Raw genomic sequence first — 19,341 nt, 5'->3', positions numbered from 1 at the left:
CGGGCGGGCGGAGGGCGCGCCGGGTCAGCGGTTGCCGCTGCGGAGCTCCTCGGTGACCACGCTGCGGTACGGGCGCGTGGTGTCGGGGACGTAGGCGAGCCGCGCGAGGACCCGGTCGCCGTCGCGGATCTCGAAGCGGTATCCGGCCGCGCCGCCGTCCTCGATCTGCGCGACGGCCTGGTCGTGCCGGAGGCGGCACATCGTGTCGACCTTCTCCAGGGCCAGGTCGAGGTCGCGCGCCTCGGCGATGAGGCGGGCGGGCTCGCCGGTCTCCCAGATCTCGAACATCGGGTCAGTCCTGTCGGCGGTGGTCGGATCGGTCGGGGGCGTCACAAGCATCGAACCGTGCATCGAAGACAGCTTGCGCCGAACTGGTGGATCTTTCAATCGTTCAAGATCTCGGATAGATCACCATTCGGAGCCGTGCGTCATCGTAGTGTCATGGCGCGGACCCGGCCGGGCGTTCGCTCAGACGGGGTCGGCGAACTCGACGGCGTGCCGGGCGACGGCCGGGTCGGTGAACGCCAGCAGCGCCTCGGCCTCGGCGACGAGCGCGTCCGCGGCCCCGTCCGGCAGCGGCCGGAACGGGCGCAGCCGCAGCGTCGCGGACGTCCGCTTCCGGTCGGCGTCCCAGGTCCCCGCGACGCGGCCGTCCCACAGGAACGTGGCCCTGACCCGCAGGTTCTTGGTCGTGACGCGCGCCCGGTCGGTCTCGTCGACGAACCGGGAGCGGTCGGCGTGGGCGAGGACGAGGCTGTCGAACTCGGGCAGCAGGCGCGGCGGCGCGGGCGCGTCCGGGCCGGGGCGCGGCGCGTCCGGCAGGTCGAACAGCTCGCGGCCGCGCTCGTCGGCGAGGACGCGCAGCCGGGGGCGCAGCCGGTCGAGGACGGGCGCGAGGCGGGGCAGGCCCGTCCACGCCTGCGCGTCGGCGGTCGTGGCCGGGCCGAAAGCGGCCAGATACCGCAGGATCAGCCCGTCCGGTTCGTCCGCCGGGTCCGGGGCGGCGCCGAGCCAGTCCTCCGCGAGCGTGAACTCCGCGACGCGCGGGAACGCCCAGCGGTCGTCGGTGGGGACCATGACGAGCGGCAGGCACATCCGCACGGTGAACCCGAGCGCCCGGTCGTTGACGTCGGGGAACCGCTGGACGAGCAGGTCCCGCACCTCGTTGAACGTGCGCGGCCGCTCGCGCAGCAGCGCGCGGGCGACCGGCAGGACCGCCTCGGCGTCGAGCCCGGCCGCGCGGTTCCCGAGGACCTTGCGTCCGGCGTCCAGCACGGGCTGCAGGGACGAGCGGAACGCGGTGTAGTCGGCGGCCGTCACCAGGTGGAGCGTTCCGCGCATCGTCGTGGCGCGCACGACCTCCCGCGCGCGCAGTGCCGCGCGCAGCTCGTCCTCCGCGAACCCGGCGAGCCTGCTCCACAGGCCGACGAAGGGCGGCGCGGCCTCCTGCGCCTGGAGGCCGCCGAACCGCTCGACCGCCGCGGCGACGCCGAGCGGTTCGCGGGTGAGCAGGCCCTGGCGGGCCAGGGTCGCCCGGTTCAGCGCCCTTTCGGACAGGGTTTCGGTCATCACGCCTCCCGGTCGGGTCCGGTAGGGATTGTGTCATCGGGCGCGGACGGTCCGGCGGCGTCCGGCACGGCGTCCCGGACGATGCGGCGCATCCACGCGTGCGCGGCGTCGGAGTCGAACCGGACGTGCCACGCCGCGTCCAGCCGCAGCGGCGGCATCGCGAGCGGGATCGGGACGGTGACCAGCCCGAGCCGCGCGACCAGCCGCCGGTGCGGCCGGCTCAGCGCGAACCCCAACAGATCGGACTCCGCGACGATCGCGAGCCCGGTGTGCGCGTTCGGCACCGAGCCGGTCAGCCGACGCCGCAGCCCGGTGCCGGCCAGCGCCTCGTCGACCGGCCCGTGGAGGCGGCCGCGCCTCGCTGGCGACGCGCTCCAGCCGCGGCCCGGCGATGATTGCGATCGTCCCCTCGTCCGCCTCGACGGCGAAGCTCGCGCGCAGCGACGCCGGATCGGGCTCCTGGACCGCCCCGAAGACCAGCCCCGCCCGCCGCACCACCTCGTGGACCTCGGCGCGGATCTCCCGCGCGCGGGGCGTGGGCACCATGCCGCGCCCGGAGCGGACGAGCACCGGGTCGCCGAGCGCGCGCCGGATGCGGCCGAGCGTGCGGCTCATCGCCGGGCCTGAGAGATGCAGCCGTCGCTGCTGCTCCAGGTCACCGAGCCCGCCCGCAAACTTCACCGGGCAGATCGCGGAGCGATGCCGCGCTCGCGCAGGTCCGGTGAGGTCCGAGCCGCCAGGCGAGGGCCGTGGGTCGGGACTTCGAAACACGGACCAGGACCGCGCCGCCGGGCTCCTGGACCTCTGTGTCCTCGATCACTCCGGCGCGGGTCCGGGGGCGCGGTGGGCGCGTTCGGCGGAGACCGGATCGGCGGTGGTCCGCGGCCGTCCGGAGGGGCGGCTCGTGCTCGGTTCCGCGCCGCGCCATCTGTTCGTCGGGGACGGGACGGCGTCCGTCGCGATGCCGCGCGTGCCGGACCCCGCGACGCCCGTCCGGGGCACCGCCGAGACGTCCGGCCCGGACGACCGGCCGCCGCTGCCGCGGGCCGCCGACCTGCTGTGGTACGACCGCGACCCGGTTGCGCCGGGCGGTCTCGTCGCCGTCGTGCGGGCGCTCGGACTGCCCGGCGAGCCGGGTCGCGCGTGCGTCGTCGGGGAGGCCCGCGCGGTCCGGGCGACGCGCCGCCATCGGGTGGCGGGGCGGGGCCGGCCGCGCCGCGCGGTGACGGTGAGACCGTTCTGGAGGCCGGGGCGCACGGGGACGGACTGACGGGGCGGGCGGCGCGTGGCCCGCGACCGATTCGTGAAGATGCACGTGCATCAGCTCTTGCACCTGCACGCCATCTTTAGCAGGATTGCCCTCGGACCACGCACCTCCCGCACTGCGAACGCCCCCCGGAGATCGCGATGACCGCACATCTGAGCGACAGTGACCGACAGGCGCTGCGCCTCGCCCACGACCTCCGCGAGGAGCTGCGGCGCGCGCTCCCGCACGTATCGGCGGCCCCGTCGATCTCCCCGTTCGTCGACCCGGGCGGCCGCCCGGCCGTCCTCATGCGCATGGACGCCGACACGGCCCGCGCGCTGATGGCGCTGCTCGGCGAGCCCCGCTCCCTGCAGACGGGCCCGACGCAGATCCCGGCGTCCGTGCCCGCCGCCATGCCGGCGCCGATGCCCGCGCCGCTCCCGGCGCAGCGCCGCGTGGACGGGACCGTGCCGCCGCCGGCGCCCGAGCCGGCGTTCTTCCCGCGCACCGCCGCCCAGTTCTGACCCGGAACGTTCCGCCCGCCCGGTCCGCGCGGCGGGAACGCTCCCCACGTCCGGTCACGTCGGCCGGCCGGGTCCGCTGACGCTTCCGTGAGCCCCGCCGGGCCTTCGGTTCCACGCCTCCCCGAGGCGTCGGACCGGAGGCCCGGCGGGGCTTTCGCGTGTCCGGACGACTGGACCGATTCGCCTTTCGCATCGGTCTTCCGGGCCAGTCGCCATTCCTCTTGATCCGGTCATCGGCGGGTCGACGTCCTAAAGATCTACCTTCGCAGAAGGTAAAGAAAAGGACGTTTCGGGTTTGGTGTGTTAAACCCGCCTATACTCATCGTCAGATCAGGGTCAAAGCCATCTGACCTGGTCTTATGCAGGCGTCGTGTCCCGCCAGCCAGGCGGGTCCTCCCCAGCCGAACAGCGGTCGGCCATGCAGCGACCGCGCCGGAGCACGGGCCCGTAGCGCCCTTCCGGTCGGCGATTCCACCCGTTTCCCCGACGTCCGTCCCGCCATGCCCGAGAACGGGCCGGCACGGACGCGGGTCCGCGCTGCCCGCGCGGATTCGGAGCGGGTCCCTCCGCGGCGCCGAGGCCCGGGGCATCGCCCCGCGCCGCCGTCCCCCGCACCGTCCGCAGCGCCGCGCGCCCAGCGCCGCGCGCCCGGACGGCCGGGACGGCAGACCTGTCCGCCGAACAGAGGATTTCCATGCAGAAGCGAGCGACGAACGCCCTCCTGGCCGCGGTCACCGGATCGGCCCTGGCCGGCATGCTGGTCGCGGGAGTGGCGGTCGCCAGCGGCGACGACGAGCCGAAGACCGCCACCGGCTCGCCCGCGGCGGCCCTGGAGGACGCTCCCGCGCACGCCGGGACCGACGCCGCCGCGCGCGGCGAGGCCAAGGCGAAGGTGAAGACCGAGGCCAAGGCCGACAAGGTGAAGAAGGCCCCGAAGGTCCTGCTGTCGGGCAAGACCACCGCGTCCTACTTCTGGGACGACGGCTCCGGAGTCAACGGCGACACCGGCGCGCCCGCCAGCGGCAAGCCCATGCAGAAGGGGCTGTTCGCCAGCCCGAGCTGGCCGATGAACACCAAGGTGAAGGTCACCTACAAGGGCCGCAGCGTCACCGGCTTCGTCGGCGACCGCGGCCCGGGCGAGCCGTCCCACCGGGGCGTCATGCTCGACCTCGACACCTACACGTTCCGCTACCTGCTGGACGGCGGCAAGCCGTCGAGCAAGTACGACGCGGGCACCGGCGAGGGCCACCTCGCGGGCCTGAAGTACGAGGTCCTGTCCTGGGGCAGCGGCGCGGGCACCAAGGGCGCCCCGCAGCCGTTCGGTTCCTGATCCCGCGGTGAACGGCCGCCCGGTTGCGAGTCCTTTGACTCGCGGCCGGGCGGCCGTTCTGTGCCCCTCAGAGCCGTGCGCCCGGCGGCTCGCGGCCGTGTGCGAGGTCTCGCCCGTGGTTCCGGGGATGAGCGGTTACGCGGAACCCGGGTGGCTCGCCGCCGCGCGGGGCATCCCGGGTTGCTCGTGTTGGCCCGGGGGCCGTTCACGGTAGTTCGCGGGTGTCCCTCGGTGTTGGTTCGGAGGCAGATTGCCTGCGTACCTCGCGTTGTGACGGTGCGGCCGCGGACCTTCGGGTCCGCGGCCGCACCGTCGTGGTCGTGAGACCTACTTCGCGAGGCCCTTCTCGACGTCGTCGATGACCGTCGCGGCGGCGGCCGGGCCGCCGCGGGAGGTCCAGATCGCGCCGTCCACGTTGATCACGTGGCCCGCCCTGACGACGGGCAGGTCCTTGAAGGCGGCGATCTTCTCGGCCTCCTTGAGGGCCGCGGCGGCGTCGGGGTTGAGCGTGCCGAGCATCATGTAGTCGCCGTCGAGGACCTTGAGGTTCTCCAGGCTGAGCGCGTCGCTGGGGGAGAACCCGGCGGGGGTGAGCTGGCCCTGCGGGCGCTCGAAGCCGAGATCGCGGACGACGAGGCTGGAGAAGGCGTCCTTGAGCATGTAGCTCGGGCCCGTGGCGTTCCAGCGCACGATGCTGATCTTCTTCCCGGCCTTGTCGCCGAACTCGCCCTTGGCGTCGGCGACGCGCTTGTCGTAGTCCGCGATGACGGCCTTGCCCTTGTCGGGGACGTTGAGGACGTCCGCGATCCGGGTGAGCGTGGCCTTCCAGTCCTCGGTCATCTTCGTCGACAGCACGGTCGCCGGGGTGATCTTCTTGAGCTGGTCGATGACCTTCTTGTCGGGCAGGAACCCGGCGAGGATCAGGTCGGGCTTGACCTCCGCGACCTTCTCCAGGACGGGCGTGTTGAGGTCCCCGACCACCTTGTACTGGCCGGTCAGCTTCGCCTTGAGGTAGCCGGGGACGTCCTTGGCGAACCGGCCGTTGGTGACGCCGACCGGCTGCACGCCGAGCGCGAGCGCGGAGTCCAGGTCGGTCTCGGTGAGCGTGACGACGCGCTTGGGGTGGACGGGGACCTTGACGGTCGCGCCGGTCGCGTCCACGACGTCGCGGGTCGCGCCGCCCGATCCGGAGTCGGAGTCGTCCCCTCCGCACGCGGTGAGGCTCAGGGCGAGTGCGAGCACCCCGGCGGCGACGCCGGTCGCGCGGGAGCGAAGGGAGAGAGGCATGGATGACTCCTGGGGGAACGGTCTCGGTACGGCCGCAAACTTTAGGTTAGCCTCACCTAATTTGTCATCCGATGTGGCCTAGATCGCTCTTGCCGGAGTTCGCGGGTGCGCACGTTGACCGTTTCGTTCGCTCGGTGCTTAGCTGGAACCGCCCGACAACTTAGCTAAGCCTTACCTAAGTTGCCCTGCACCCCCCCTGGAGGCGACGTGAGCAGCGAACCCGGCCCGAGCACCCGCCCGTACAGCAGGCGGCTGGAAGCCGGACTCGCCCCCGAGGTCCTCGCGGCCGGACCGCCGCCCGTCCCGGAGCTGAAGCCGCCGTTCTCGACGCGGCTCGCCCGGCCGGAGGGCGAGGACCTCGACCTCGTACACCGCTGGATGAACCTTCCCCACGTCGCGCAGCACTACGACCAGGCGTGGCCGCGCGAGCGCTGGGCCGCGGAGATCGCGGGCCAGCTCGCCGGGGACTACGCGCGGCCGTTCATCGTGTCGCTCGACGGCCGTCCCATCGCCTACGTCGAGCTGTACCGCGCGGCGCGCGACGTCGTGAGCCTCACCTACCCGGCGCGCCCGCACGACGTGGGCTTCCACCTGGCGATCGGGGAGACGGACGCGGTCGGCCGGGGCATCGGCGCGCGCGTGTTCGGGGCGTTCATCGACGGCGTCCTCGCCGCCGAGCCCGCATGCACCCGTCTCGTCTCCGAGCCGGACGCGGGCAACGAGGCCGCCCGCCGCACCGACGTCAAGCTCGGCCTGCGGTTCCTCGGCGAGGTCGACCTGCCGCACAAGCGCGCCGCGCTGTTCGTCTACCCGCGCACCGAAGCCGACGTCCCGGTCCTGCCCGCATGACCGCCGCCGCTCTCCCCCCGGGCGCGGTCCCGCTGACGGGGGCGCAGGAGGGCGTCTGGTTCGCCCAGCGCCTCGACCCCGCCAACCCCGCGTACAACACCGCCGAGTACGTCGAGGTCCACGGGCCCGTGGACGCGGGCCTGTTCGAGCGGGCGCTGCGCGCGACCGTCGCGGAGACCGACGCCCTCGGCGTCCGGTTCGGCGGCGGCGACGACCGGCCGTGGCAGCTCGTCGCGTCCGGCGGCGCGGCCCCCGACTGGACGCTGCACCGGCCCGACGTCCGCGACGCCGCCGACCCGTACGCCGCCGCGCTGCGCTGGATGCGCGCCGACCTGGCCCGCGCCGTCGCGCCCGAGGCCGGGCCGCTGTTCACCCAGGCGCTCTTCGACCTCGGCGGCGGGCGCGTCCTGTGGTACCAGCGCTGCCACCACATCGTGCTCGACGGCTACGGCTTCTCGCAGGTCGCGCGGCGCGTCGCGGAGCTCTACACCGCGCTCGCCGAGGACCGCGCCTACCCGGGCGGCCGGTTCCTGCCGCTGCGCGACGTCGTCGAGGAAGAGGCCGCGTACCGCGCGTCCGAGCGGTGCGCCGCCGACCGCGCCTACTGGACGGGCCGGTTCGCCGACGCGCCCGGGGCCGTGTCGCTCAGCCCGCGCGCGGCCGAGCGGGGCGGGCGGCCCGCGCCGACGTTCCTGCGCCGCACCGGGCGGCTCCGCGCCGCCGGGCTCCGCGACCTGGCGGCCGCCGCCGGGGCGACGTGGCCGGAAGCGGTCGTCGCGGGCGTCGCCGCGTACACGCACCGGCGGACGGGCGCGCGCTCGGTCGTGCTCGGCCTGCCGCTGATGGGCCGCCTCGGGACGGCCGCCGCGCGCGTCCCGTCGATGGTGACCAACGTCGTGCCGCTGCGCGTCGACCTCGGCCCCGCGACGACGGCCGGGGAGCTGGTCGCGCAGGTCGCGGCGCGGCTGCGGGAGGCGCGCGTCCACGGCCGGTACCGGTCCGAGGACCTGCGCCGCGACCTGCGGCTGCTGGGGGAGGGGCGGCGGCTGATCGGGCCGCTGGTCAACATCAAGCCGTTCACGCCCGAGCTGCGGTTCGCGGGCGCGCCCGCGACGACGCACTACCTGTCGGCCGGGCCGGTGGACGACCTCACCGTCACCGTCCACGGCGCGGGGCCCGAGGACGGGTTCCTGCCGCTGGAGGTCGACGCCAACCCCGAGCTGTACGGCGCGGCGGAGATGGACGGGCACGCGGCGTCGCTCGGCGCGCTGTTCGAGGCGTTCGGCGCGGGCGGCGCGGAGCAGCCGGTGGGTCGGCTCGACGCCGTGCCCGCGCGGGTGAGGCCCGCGCCGGAGCCCGCGCCCGAGCCGGGCGGCGCGACGCTCGTCGGACTGTTCGAGGAACGCGCCGCCGCGACGCCCGACGCGGTAGCCGTGACCGATGGGGACACTTCCGTCACCTACGCGGAGCTGGACGCCGCCGCCAACCGCCTCGCCCGGCTGCTCGCCGGACGCGGCGCGGCGCCCGGCGCGTTCGTCGCGCTCACGCTGCCGCGCTCGGCCGGGCTCGTCACCGCGATCCTCGGCGTGCTCAAGACGGGCGCGGCGTACGTCCCGATCGACCCCGGCTACCCCGAGGCGCGCGTCGCCGCGACGCTGGCCGACGCCCGGCCCGTCGCCACGGTCGACGAGAAGACGCTCGCCGAGGCCGAGGAGCACTCCGCCGAACCGCTCGGCCGCGACCTCGACGCGGAACTGCCCGCGTACGTCATCTACACGTCCGGTTCGACGGGCGCGCCCAAGGGCGTCGTCGTGCCGCACCGCAACGTCGTCCGGCTGTTCACCGCGACGCGGCACTGGTTCGGCTTCGGCGCGGACGACGTGTGGACGCTCTTCCACTCCTACGCCTTCGACTTCTCGGTGTGGGAGCTGTGGGGCGCGCTGCTGCACGGCGGGCGGCTCGTCGTCGTCCCGCAGGACGTCGCCCGCTCCCCGGACGCGTTCGCGGCGCTGCTGTCGGCCGAGCGCGTGACCGTCCTGAACCAGACGCCGTCCGCGTTCTACCCGCTGCTCGCCGCCGACCCCGGCGGGCCGCTCGCGCTGCGGTACGTCGTGTTCGGCGGGGAGGCGCTGGACCCCGGCCGCCTCGCCCCCTGGCACGCGCGGCACGGCGCGGACGGCCCGCGGCTCGTGAACATGTACGGCATCACCGAGACGACCGTCCACGTCACGCACCGCGCGCTGGACGCGGCCGCGGCGGCGGGCAGCCCGATCGGCGGACCCATCCCCGACCTGCGCGTCCACCTGCTGGACGACGCGCTGCGGCCGGTCGAGCCCGGCCGTTCCGCCGAGATGTACGTCGGCGGCGCGGGCCTCGCGCACGGCTACCTCGGCCGCCCCGGCCTCACCGCCGGCCGGTTCGTCGCCGACCCGTTCGGGCCGCCCGGCGCGCGCATGTACCGCACCGGCGACCTCGCCCGCGAGCTGCCGGACGGGACGCTGGAGTTCCTGGGCCGCGCCGACGACCAGGTGAAGGTCCGGGGCTTCCGGATCGAGCCCGCCGAGGTCGAGGCCGCGCTGCTGGCGCACCCGGACGTCGCGCAGGCCGCCGTGGTCGTCCGCGAGGACCGGCCCGGCGACCGCCGCCTCGTCGGCTACGCCGCGACGGGCGCGGCCGACGGCGTCCGCCCCGACCTGCGCGCCCACCTCGCCGAACGGCTGCCCGCGCACCTGGTGCCCGCCGCCGTCGTCGGCCTGCCCGCGCTGCCGCTGACCGTCAACGGCAAGCTCGACCGCGCCGCGCTGCCCGCCCCTGCGCTGAGCGGCGACGACGCCGCCGCCCCGGCGACCGCCCGCGAGGCCGCGCTGTGCGCGCTGTTCGCCGAGGTCCTGGGCGTTCCCTCGGTCGGCGTGGACGACGGGTTCTTCGACCTCGGCGGCGACTCGCTGCTCGCCGCGCGGCTCACCGGCCGCGTCCGCGCCGTGCTCGGCGCGGAACTCGGCATCCGCGCGGTGTTCGAGACCCCGACCGTCGCCGGGATCGCCGCCGCGCTCGGGGACGGCGGGGACCGGCCGCCGCTGGCGCCCGTCCCGCGCCCGCGCCGCGTCCCGCTGTCGCACGCGCAGCGCGGCCTGTGGTTCCTCCAGCGGACGGGCGAGGGCTCGGCCTACAACGTCCCGGTCGCGCTGACCCTGTCCGGCGACCTCGACGAGGACGCGCTGACCGCCGCCCTCGGCGACCTCACCGCCCGGCACGAGATCCTGCGGACCCGCTTCCCCGAGGAGGACGGCGCGCCGTACCAGCAGGTGATGCCCGCCGCGCCGCCCGTCCTGCACCGCGCGGCGACGGCGGACGACCTGACGGCCGCCGCCCGGCACGTGTTCGACCTGGCCGAGGAGCCGCCGCTGCGGCCCGTCTTGCACACGGCGGGACCGGACGAGCACACGCTGCTGCTCGTCCTGCACCACATCGCGGCCGACGAGTGGTCGCAGGCCCGGCTCGTCGGGGACCTCGCCGCCGCGTACGCGGCGCGCCGCGCGGGCCGCCGCCCCGACTGGCGGCCGCTGCCCGTCCAGTACGCCGACTTCACGCTGTGGCAGCGGGACCTGCTCGGCGACGAGGACGACCCCGCGTCCACCGCCGCCCGGCAGCTCGCCCACTGGCGCGCGGCGCTGCGCGGCCTGCCCGCCGAACTCGACCTGCCCGCCGACCGGCCCCGGCCCGCCGAGGGGACGGGCCGCGGCGGCGTCGTGCCGTTCGCGCTCGGCGCGGACCTGCACCGCGCCCTCGCCGAACTCGCCCGCGACGCGCGCGCCAGCATGTTCATGACCGTCCAGGCGGGAGTCGCGGCGCTGCTCACCCGGCTCGGCGCGGGCACCGACGTGCCGCTCGGCACGCCCGCCGCGGGCCGCGCCGACGACGCCCTCGACCAGCTCGTCGGCTGCTTCGTCAACGCGCTCGTGCTGCGCACGGACACCTCCGGCGACCCGTCGTTCCGGGCGCTGCTGGACCGCGTCCGCGCCGCCGACCTGGCCGCGTTCGAGCACCAGGACGTCCCGTTCGACCGGATCGTGGAGGCGCTGGCCCCGCCGCGCTCCCTCGCCCGCCACCCGCTGTTCCAGGTCATGGTCACCTACGCCGCCGACCCGGCGGAGGGTCCGGCGATGCCGGGGCTGCGGACGTCGGTGAGCACCGTCCCGACCGGCGGCGCGAAGTTCGACCTGGCGTTCCGGCTCGTGGAGCGCGCCGGGGGCGGCGTGGACGGAGCGATCGAGTACAGCGCCGACCTGTTCGACCGCGCGACCGCGGAAGACCTCGCCGCGCGGCTCGTCCGGGTGCTGGCCGGGGCCGCCGCCGATCCGGGCCGCCCGATCGGCGCCCTGGACCTGCTCGGCCCGGACGAGCGCCGCACGATCCTGCGGGACTGGAACGCCACCGGCCACGACCGGCCGCCCGCGACGCTGCCCGCGCTGTTCGAGGCGCAGGTCCGCCGGACGCCGGACGCGCCCGCGCTCGTCCTGGACGGCGCCCGGCTCACCTACGCGGAGCTGAACGCGCGCGCGAACCGGCTCGCGCACCGCCTGATCACCGAGGTCGGGGCGGGGCCGGAGGACGTCGTCGGCGTCGAGATGCCCCGCACCGCCGACATGGTCGTCGCGGTGCTGGGCGTCCTGAAGACCGGCGCGGCGTACCTGCCGCTCGACCCGTCCTATCCGGCCGACCGGCTCGCGTACATGACGGACGACGCCCGCCCGAAGCACGTCGTGCGGCCCCCCGACCTGGCCGGGCTCGCCCGCTGCGCCGACACCGACCCGCCCGGCCCGACCTCGGTGGACCTGCCCGCGTACGTGATCTACACGTCCGGTTCGACCGGGAAACCCAAGGGCGTCGTGGTCACCCACGCCGGGATCGCGGACCTGGTCGAGACGCAGGAGAAGCGGCTCGGCGCGGGGCCGGGAACCCGCGTCCTGCACTTCGCGTCGCTCAGCTTCGACGCCGCGCTCTGGCAGATCTGCATCCCGCTGCTGTCCGGCGGCACGCTCGTGCTGTGTCCCGACGAGCTGCGCACGCCCGGCGCGGCGCTCGCGGACTACGCCGAGCGGCACGGCGTGACGATGCTCGGGCTGCCGCCGTCCGTCCTCGCGATGTTCCCCGCCGACGTCGGCCTGCCCGCCGGGTCGACGCTCGCGATCGGCGCGGAGAAGGTCCCGCCGGAACTCGTCGCGCGCTGGGGCCGCGAGCACCGCGTCGTCAACGCCTACGGCCCGACCGAGGCGACCGTCAACGCGACGCTGTGGGACTGCGACCCGGGCGATCCGGGGCCCGTCCCGATCGGCCGCCCCGACCCCGGCACCCGCGCGTACGTCCTGGACGCCGCGCTGCGCCCGGTGCCGCCCGGCGTCACCGGCGAGCTGTACCTGGCGGGCGCGGGCCTGGCGCGCGGCTACCTCGGCCGGCCCGCCGCGACCGCCGAGCGGTTCGTCGCCGACCCGTTCGGGCCGCCCGGCGAGCGCATGTACCGCACCGGCGACCTCGCCCGCTGGACGCCCGGCGGCGTGCTGCGGTTCGCCGGGCGCGCCGACGACCAGGTCAAGGTCCGCGGGTTCCGGATCGAGCCCGGCGAGGTCGAGAGCGCGCTGGCCCGGCTCGACGGGGTCGAGCGCGCCGCCGTCGTCGTCCGCGAGGACCGGCCCGGCGACCCCCGGCTCGTCGGGTACGTCGTCGGGGAGCCCGCCGCCGACCCGCGCCGCGCGCTGGCCGCCGAGCTGCCCGCGCACCTGGTGCCGTCCGCCGTCGTCGTCCTTCCCGCGCTGCCGCTCACGCCCAACGGCAAGCTCGACCGCGCCGCGCTGCCCGCCCCCGGCCCGGCGGCCTCGACCGGGCGCGGGCCGCGCACCCGGCAGGAGGAGATGCTGTGCGAGCTGTTCGCCGAGGTGCTGGAGCTGGAGCGGGTCGGGATCGACGACTCGTTCTTCGACCTCGGCGGGCACTCGCTGCTCGCGGCGCGGCTCATCGGCCGCGTCCAGGCCGAGTTCGGCGTGCGGCTCAGCGTCGGCGGGATCTTCGCCGCGCCGACCGTCGCGGAGCTGGCCGACCGGCTGGAGAGCGGCGGCGACGGGGACGCGCTGGAGATCATCCTGCCGTTCCGGACGTCCGGCGACGGCGTGCCGCTGTTCTGCTTCCACCCGGCGGGCGGCATCTCCTGGTGCTTCTCCGGGCTGCTCAAGCACGTCCACGACGCGCCGCTGTTCGGCGTGCAGGCCCGCAACCTCGCGCGCCGCGTCCAGCCCGCCGACACGCTCGCCGAGATGGCGGACGAGTACATCGCCGCGATGCGCGAGGTCCGCCCGCACGGACCGTACGCGCTGCTCGGCTGGTCGTTCGGCGGCGTCATCGCCCACCACGTCGCGGTGGAGCTGCGGGCGCGCGGCGAGGAGGTCGCGCCGCTGGTGATGCTCGACTCCTACCCGAGCGGTGTCTGGGACACCCTGCCGAGCGAGGAGGACGCGCTGCGCGCCCTGCTCTACATGGTCGGCCACGACATGACCGGCGAGGACGGCCCGGTCAGCCGCGAGCGCGTCATGGAGATCCTGCGCGCCGAGGGCAGCGCCCTCGCCAACCTCCACGACTTCACGCCCGCCGCGATGATCGACAACTTCGCGGTCAGCGCGAAGCTGGAGAAGGACGCCGAGTTCGGCCGGTTCGACGGCGACCTGCTGTTCTTCACCGCCGCGCTCAACCCCGCCGAACTCGGCAAGGGCGCGGCGTCCCCGACGTACCGCCTGTGGGAGCCGTACGTCGGCGGGAAGATCGTCAACCACGACGTCCAGTGCGAGCACAAGGACATGACCCAGCCCGGCCCGATCGCCGAGATCGGCGCGGTCGTGGACGCCGTCCTGCGCGGCGGCGCGCCGTGAGCGGCCGTGCGCGGACGATGGTCTGCGTCGTCTATGTGACCGTCGTGTTCATGGTCAGCATGGACATGACCATCGCGAACGTCGCGCTGCCCGCCATCGCGCGCGAGTTCCACGCGGCCCCGGCGGCGACGGGCGCGGTCGACGCCGCGTACCTGGTCAGCGTCGCGGTGTGCATCCCCGCGTCGGGGTGGATCAGCGACCGGATCGGGCCGAAGGCCGCCTACCTCGGCGCGCTCGCGCTGTTCGTCGCCGCCTCGCTCGCGTGCGGCGTGTCCGGCGGCCTCGGGATGCTCGTCGCGGCCCGCGCCGTGCAGGGACTCGCGGGCGCGCTGCTGCTGTCGGTCGGGCTGACCGTCCTGTACCTCGCGTACCCGCCGGACGAGCGGATGCGGCTCGCCCGCGCCATCGTCCTGCCCGGCGCGCTCGCCCCGACCCTCGGCCCGGTGATCGGCGGCCTGCTCGTCGACCACCTGTCGTGGCGGTGGGGGTTCGCGATCAACCTGCCGATCGGCCTCGCCGCGCTCGTCGCGGGCGCGGTCGCGCTCGACGGCGGCGGGCAGCGGGCGCGCCGCCGGTTCGACCTGCGCGGGTTCCTGCTCGTCGCGCCCGGCGCGGGCCTGGTGATGTTCGCGCTGAACTACGGCGCGACGCGCGGGTTCGACGCGTCCGTCGCCGTGCTGCTCGCCGCCGGGCTCGCGTGCCTCGCCGCGTTCGCCGTCGCCGCGCCGCGCACCCGCGAGCCGCTGGTGGACCTCGGCGTGTTCCGCGACGCCGCGTTCCGCGCGTCCGGCGGCGCGATGGTGTTCCTCGTCGCCGGATTCCTCGCCGCCGGGTACACCTTCACGCTGCTGTACCAGGACGGCCTCGGCCACTCGGCGTCGCTCGCGGGCCTCGCCGTGCTGCCCAAGGCGCTCGGCCTGATGGCCGCGTCCCAGGTCGCCGGACGGCTCCAGAACCGGTTCGGGCCCGGCCGCGTCGTCACCGCCTGCATGGTCGGCGCGGCCGCGACGATCGCGCTCACCGACCTCGTCACGGTCGGCACGCCCGTCCACCTGATCATGCTGCTGCACCTGGCGATGGGGTTCTGCGTCGGGCAGTCCTCGATCCAGCTCCAGATCACCGCGTTCAGCACGGTCGGGACCGCCGCGACGTCCGCCGCGTCCACCGTCTACAACACCGAGCGGCAGATGGCGTCCGCGCTCGGCGTGTCGATGGGCGCGGGCGTGCTGGCCGCCGTCCCCGGCGGCGGCCTGGCCCCCTACCACGCGGCGCTCGGCGCGGCGGCGGGCTGCGCGCTCGTCGCCGCGCTCGTCGCGACGCGGCTCGTCCGGGCCGCGCCCGCGCCCGCCGCGGCGAAGACCTGACGTCCCCTCCGCGCCGCACTCCCGCGGCGCGCCCCCGAGAGAAGGAGAACCCCGTGCCCGACGAGCGCCCCCGCGTCCCCGGCCTGCGCGTCCTGTCCGTCCTGCGCGCCGAGCAGGTCACCCCCGGGATGCGCCGGATCATCCTGGGCGGCCCCGAGCTCGCCGGGTTCGGCGACGGGCCGAACGTCAAGCTGCTGTTCCCGCCGCGCGGCGACGAGGACCCGCGGTGGCCCGTCCAGGGGCCCGACGGCCGGCCCGTCTGGCCGCCCGCCGAGCGGCGGCCGACGATGCGGACGTACACCGTCCGCCGGTACGACGCCGCCGCCGGGGAACTCCACGTCGACTTCGTGCTGCACGGCGACGCGGGCGTCGCGTCCCGCTGGGCGCGCGACGCCCGGCCCGGCGACCCGCTCGGCGTCCTCGGCCCCGGCGGGCGCGTCCTCGGCCGCGCCGACCGGTACGTCGTCGCGGGCGACCACAGCGCGCTCCCGGCGATCGGCGCGATCGTGGAGGGGCTGCCCGCCGACGCGCGCGGCCACGTCCTGGTCGAGGTCCCTGGGCCGGAGGAGGTCCAGGACCTCGCCCCGCCGCCCGGCGTCGAGCTGACCTGGCTGTTCCGCGACGGCGCGGCGGCGGGCGGGCCGGTGCTCGCCGACGCCGTCCGCGCGCTGCCCTGGCCGGACGGCGACGTGTTCGTGTGGATCGCCGGCGAGTCGTCGTCGGTCCGCGCGATCCGCTCCTACGTCCGCGACGAGCGCGGTCTGGAGCGCCGCAGATACCTGGCGATCGGTTACTGGAAGCGCGGCCTCACCGAGACGACCTACCACGACGAGCACGACAACGACCGCGACGAGGACTACTACGCGGCGGGCCGCGAGGAGGCCGCCGCCCGCGCCTGACCCGCGCCTCCCCCCCGTTCGTCCACCACCGAAGGAGCCGCCGTGTCCCGAGACGCCGTGTCCCGAGACGGAGCGTACGACCTCGTCGGCGTGGGCTTCGGCCCCGCCAACCTCGCCCTCGCCGTCGCGGTCGAGGAGCACAACGCCGCCGCCGACCCCGCCGACCGCGTCACCGCCCTGTTCGCCGAGCGCCAACCCCGCTTCGGCTGGCACCGGGGGATGCTGATCGAGGGCGCCACCCTCCAGGTGTCGTTCCTGAAGGACCTCGTGACGATGCGGAACCCGGGGAGCGACTTCTCGTTCCTGGCGTACCTGAAGGACCGGGGCCGCCTGGTCGACTTCATCAACCACAAGACGTTCTTCCCGACGCGCGTGGAGTTCCACGACTACTTCACCTGGGCCGCCGACCGCCTCGCCCACCAGGTGTCCTACGGCAGCGAGGTCGTCGCGGTGACGCCCGTCGCGGACGGGACGGGCGAGATCGCCGAGTTCGAGGTGGCCCTGTCCGGCGGCCGGACGGTCCGCGCCCGCGACGTCGTCGTCAGCGGCGGCCTCCAGCCGAAGATGCCGCCCGGCGTCGAGCAGTCCGCGCGGATCTGGCACAACCAGTCGCTGCTGCTGCGCCTCGCCGAGCACACCGGCCCGACCGGGAGCTGGACGGTCGTCGGCGCGGGCCAGAGCGCCGCCGAGGTCACCGACTACCTGCACCGAACGTACCCCGACGCCCAGGTCACGTCGGTGTTCGCCCGCTACGGCTACAGCCCCGCCGACGACAGCCCGTTCGCGAACCGGATCTTCGACCCGGCGGCGGTGGACCTCTTCCACGGCGCGCCCGAGGACGTCAAGCGCCGCCTGTTCGACTACCACCGGGGCACGAACTACTCCGTCGTGGATCTCGACCTCATCGAGGAGCTGTACCGGCGCGTCTACCAGGAGAAGGTGCAGGGGCGGGAGCGGCTGCGGATACTCAACGCGACATCCGTCCTGGACATCCGCGAGATCCCCGGCGGGGCGCGCACGACCTGCGAGTTCCTGCCGACGGGGGAGCGGACGGTGCTGGACTCCGACGTCGTCGTGTGCGCCACCGGGTACGAGCCGTTCGACGCGCTCGGGCTGCTCGGCCCGGCCGCCGAGCTGTGCCTGCGCGACGAGCTGGGCCGCGTCCGCGTGGAACGCGACTACCGCGTCGCGACCGCGCCGGGCGTCACCGCGGGCCTGTACCTCCAGGGCGGCACGGAGCACACGCACGGGATCACGTCCTCGCTGCTGTCGAACGCGGCGGTGCGGGCGGGCGAGATCCTCGACTCCGTCCTGACCGGGGCGCGGACGCGCTCCCCGGAGGTCGCCGCGACCTGACGCGCGCCCCGGCCCGCCCCTGGCCGCATCCGGCCAGGGGCGGGTCGGGCTCCGGATCGGCGGGCGACCAGCTCCGGCCGTCCGCGTTTGTCATGCCGGTGACAAGACCGCGCCCGGTATGCGCGGCGAGATGCCTTGCCCTCCGTGCGCGTCCTCCCGATAGTCGAAAGGCTTTCCTGACGACGAGGTGGAGGTGGCCCATGACCGGAGCGTCCGAGACGTCCGACTTCGACGTGATCGTGATCGGCTCGGGTTTCGGCGGCAGCGTCGCGGCGCTGCGGCTGGCGGAGAAGGGTTACCGCGTCGCGGTCCTGGAGGCGGGGCGGCGCTACACCGAGAAGACGCTGCCGAAGACGAACTGGCGGCTGCGCAAGTACCTGTGGATGCCCCGGCTCGGGCTGCGCGGCATCCAGCGCGTCCACCTGGTGCGCGGCGAGGCGGGCGTGCTCGTGCTCGCCGGCGCGGGCGTCGGCGGCGGGTCGCTCGTCTACGCCAACACGCTCTACCAGCCGCCGCGCCCGTTCTTCACCGACCGCCAGTGGGGCCACATCACCGACTGGCAGGCCGAGCTGGAGCCGTTCTACGACCAGGCCAAGCGGATGCTGGGCGTCGTGACGAACCCGCTGGTGACGCCCGCCGACGAGGCGATGGAGCGGGTCGCCGAGCAGATGGGCGTCAAGGAGACCTACCACGCGACGCCGGTCGGGGTGTTCTTCGGCGACGGCGAGCCGGGCAAGCCCGCCGCCGACCCGTTCTTCGGCGGGGCCGGGCCGGAGCGGACGAGCTGCACCGCGTGCGGCTCGTGCATGGTCGGCTGCCGCGTCGGCGCCAAGAACACGCTGGTCAAGAACTACCTGTACCTCGCGGAGCGGGCGGGCGTGCGGGTGCTGCCGGACACGACCGTCACGGCCGTCACGCCGCGCGAGGGCGGCGGCTACACCGTCGACACCGCGCGCAGCGGGATGCTGCCGGGCCTGGGGAAGCGGCGGCTCACCGCCGACCAGGTGATCTTCGCGGCCGGGACGTACGGCACGCAGCGGCTCCTGCACCGCATGCGCGACACGGGCAGGCTGCCGCGCCTGTCGCCGCGCCTGGGCGAGCTGACGCGCACCAACTCCGAGGCGCTGCTCGGCGTCGAGCGGATGACCGGCTGGCACCGCAAGGGCGACGTCGACCACAGCACCGGCCTGGCGATCACCTCGTCCTTCCACCCGGACGACAAGACCCACATCGAGCCGACCCGGTACGGGCCCGGCCAGAACGCGATGGGCATGATCCGCACGCTGCTCATCGACGGCGGCGGCAAGCCGCGCTGGCTGAAGTTCCTCGGCGAGGCCGCCCGGCACCCCGGCACGATCATCCGGGGCCTGTCGCTGAAGGACTGGGCGAAGCGGACCGTCATCGCGCTCGTCATGCAGACCGCGGACAACTCCATCACGGTGGGGGAGAAGCGCGGCCTGTTCGGGCGGCGGCTCGTGGCGCGCAACGGCGACGGCGAGCCGAACCCGACGTGGATTCCCATCGCGCACGACGCCGTCCGCAAGCTCGCCGACGAGCTGGACGCGACGGCGGGCGGCACCTGGTTCGACCTGTTCGACATCCCGACGACCGCGCACTTCATCGGCGGCTGCGTCATCGGGGAGTCCGCCGACACCGGCGTCATCGACCCCTACCACCGCGTGTACGGGCACCCGGGCCTGCACATCGTGGACGGCTCGGCGGTGACGGCGAACCTCGGCGTGAACCCGTCGCTGACGATCACCGCGCAGGCGGAGCGGGCGATGGCGTTCTGGCCGAACAAGGGCGAGGCCGACCCGCGCCCCGAGCCGGGCACCTACCGGCGGCTCGCGCCGGTCGCGCCGCGGAGCCCGGCGGTGCCCGCGTCGGCCCCGGCCGCGCTGCGCCTCGGCCCGACGCGGACGCTCGACCCGACCGCGCCCCGCCCGGAGTCGGACGCGCCCACGGGTTCCACCACGGGTTCCACCACGGGCGTCTGACGC

At 75.2% G+C, this 19,341-nt stretch carries 13 protein-coding genes and 1 pseudogene; 9 read left to right on the top strand and 5 right to left on the bottom strand.

The features are described from left to right. Positions 1-24: 24 nt before the first annotated feature. The 4 genes and pseudogenes from G339_RS0107545 to G339_RS41060 form a co-directional block, all read right to left on the bottom strand. A complete protein-coding gene (locus tag G339_RS0107545) occupies positions 25-288 on the bottom strand; it encodes a hypothetical protein (protein WP_019630465.1) in 264 nt (87 codons plus the stop codon). Positions 289-468: 180 nt separating this feature from the next. Next, positions 469-1,569: a winged helix DNA-binding domain-containing protein gene (locus G339_RS0107540; protein ID WP_019630464.1), complete on the bottom strand. Its 1,101-nt coding sequence runs from the start codon at positions 1,567-1,569 to the stop codon at positions 469-471. Beyond that, positions 1,569-1,853 (bottom strand): type 2 periplasmic-binding domain-containing protein, encoded by a 285-nt coding sequence (locus G339_RS40280; RefSeq protein WP_019630463.1) that lies wholly within the window; start codon positions 1,851-1,853, stop codon positions 1,569-1,571. The genes G339_RS0107540 and G339_RS40280 overlap by 1 nt, the downstream gene beginning before the upstream one ends. Before the next feature lie 250 nt (positions 1,854-2,103). After that, positions 2,104-2,250 (bottom strand): annotated as a pseudogene (locus tag G339_RS41060) (helix-turn-helix domain-containing protein); the annotation flags it as partial. A gap of 223 nt (positions 2,251-2,473) precedes the next feature. Here G339_RS41060 and G339_RS39350 point away from each other — a divergent pair. The 3 genes from G339_RS39350 to G339_RS36520 all read left to right on the top strand — a co-directional run bounded on the left by G339_RS39350 (position 2,474) and on the right by G339_RS36520 (position 4,669). Then, positions 2,474-2,839, top strand: coding sequence for an SIP domain-containing protein (locus G339_RS39350; RefSeq protein WP_169514718.1), 366 nt, complete (start codon positions 2,474-2,476; stop codon positions 2,837-2,839). A 137-nt stretch (positions 2,840-2,976) separates the two neighbouring features. Further along, positions 2,977-3,339, top strand: a complete 363-nt coding sequence (locus tag G339_RS0107525) for a hypothetical protein (RefSeq protein WP_019630461.1) — start codon at positions 2,977-2,979, stop codon at positions 3,337-3,339. Positions 3,340-4,033: 694 nt separating this feature from the next. Further along, a complete protein-coding gene (locus G339_RS36520) occupies positions 4,034-4,669 on the top strand; it encodes an RlpA-like double-psi beta-barrel domain-containing protein (protein WP_019630460.1) in 636 nt (211 codons plus the stop codon). A 327-nt stretch (positions 4,670-4,996) separates the two neighbouring features. Here the strand turns inward: G339_RS36520 and G339_RS0107515 are convergent, their stop codons facing one another. After that, the gene (locus tag G339_RS0107515; RefSeq protein ID WP_026341239.1) at positions 4,997-5,956 is read right to left on the bottom strand and encodes an ABC transporter substrate-binding protein; all 960 of its coding nucleotides are present in this window, start codon (positions 5,954-5,956) and stop codon (positions 4,997-4,999) included. A gap of 207 nt (positions 5,957-6,163) precedes the next feature. Between G339_RS0107515 and G339_RS0107510 the strand changes: the two genes are divergently transcribed. The 6 genes from G339_RS0107510 (at position 6,164) to G339_RS0107485 (ending at position 19,338) form a co-directional block, all read left to right on the top strand. Further along, positions 6,164-6,805 carry a GNAT family N-acetyltransferase gene (locus G339_RS0107510; protein WP_019630458.1) on the top strand — a complete coding sequence of 214 codons (642 nt, stop codon included), beginning with the start codon at positions 6,164-6,166 and terminating at the stop codon, positions 6,803-6,805. Continuing rightward, on the top strand, positions 6,802-13,722 hold the full coding sequence (locus tag G339_RS0107505) for an amino acid adenylation domain-containing protein (RefSeq protein ID WP_019630457.1): 6,921 nt from the start codon (positions 6,802-6,804) through the stop codon (positions 13,720-13,722). The genes G339_RS0107510 and G339_RS0107505 overlap by 4 nt, the downstream gene beginning before the upstream one ends. Beyond that, positions 13,719-15,086, top strand: coding sequence for a DHA2 family efflux MFS transporter permease subunit (locus tag G339_RS32930; protein WP_157407424.1), 1,368 nt, complete (start codon positions 13,719-13,721; stop codon positions 15,084-15,086). Before G339_RS0107505 ends, G339_RS32930 begins: the two co-directional genes overlap by 4 nt. 53 nt (positions 15,087-15,139) lie before the next feature. Next, on the top strand, positions 15,140-15,985 hold the full coding sequence (locus G339_RS0107495) for a siderophore-interacting protein (protein ID WP_019630455.1): 846 nt from the start codon (positions 15,140-15,142) through the stop codon (positions 15,983-15,985). A 42-nt stretch (positions 15,986-16,027) separates the two neighbouring features. Continuing rightward, on the top strand, positions 16,028-17,341 hold the full coding sequence (locus tag G339_RS0107490; RefSeq protein WP_157407423.1) for a lysine N(6)-hydroxylase/L-ornithine N(5)-oxygenase family protein: 1,314 nt from the start codon (positions 16,028-16,030) through the stop codon (positions 17,339-17,341). Between the two features lie 200 nt (positions 17,342-17,541). Continuing rightward, positions 17,542-19,338, top strand: a complete 1,797-nt coding sequence (locus tag G339_RS0107485) for a GMC oxidoreductase (RefSeq protein WP_019630453.1) — start codon at positions 17,542-17,544, stop codon at positions 19,336-19,338. The last annotated feature ends 3 nt before the right edge of the window (positions 19,339-19,341 follow it).

The sequence above is a fragment of the Actinomadura atramentaria DSM 43919 genome, assembly GCF_000381885.1.
Classification (GTDB): domain Bacteria; phylum Actinomycetota; class Actinomycetes; order Streptosporangiales; family Streptosporangiaceae; genus Spirillospora; species Spirillospora atramentaria.
Note: the sequence above shows the minus strand (reverse complement) of the source record. Positions and strands in the feature narration are given on the sequence as shown.

Excerpts from the sequence above, each read along its gene's own strand:
- G339_RS0107545 (WP_019630465.1), bottom strand. The coding sequence starts at position 288 with ATGTTCGAGATCTGGGAGACCGGCGAGCCCGCCCGCCTCATCGCCGAG.
- G339_RS0107540 (WP_019630464.1), bottom strand. The coding sequence starts at position 1,569 with ATGACCGAAACCCTGTCCGAAAGGGCGCTGAACCGGGCGACCCTGGCC.
- G339_RS0107525 (WP_019630461.1), top strand. The coding sequence starts at position 2,977 with ATGACCGCACATCTGAGCGACAGTGACCGACAGGCGCTGCGCCTCGCC.
- G339_RS36520 (WP_019630460.1), top strand. The coding sequence starts at position 4,034 with ATGCAGAAGCGAGCGACGAACGCCCTCCTGGCCGCGGTCACCGGATCG.
- G339_RS0107515 (WP_026341239.1), bottom strand. The coding sequence starts at position 5,956 with ATGCCTCTCTCCCTTCGCTCCCGCGCGACCGGCGTCGCCGCCGGGGTG.
- G339_RS0107505 (WP_019630457.1), top strand. The coding sequence starts at position 6,802 with ATGACCGCCGCCGCTCTCCCCCCGGGCGCGGTCCCGCTGACGGGGGCG.
- G339_RS0107485 (WP_019630453.1), top strand. The coding sequence starts at position 17,542 with ATGACCGGAGCGTCCGAGACGTCCGACTTCGACGTGATCGTGATCGGC.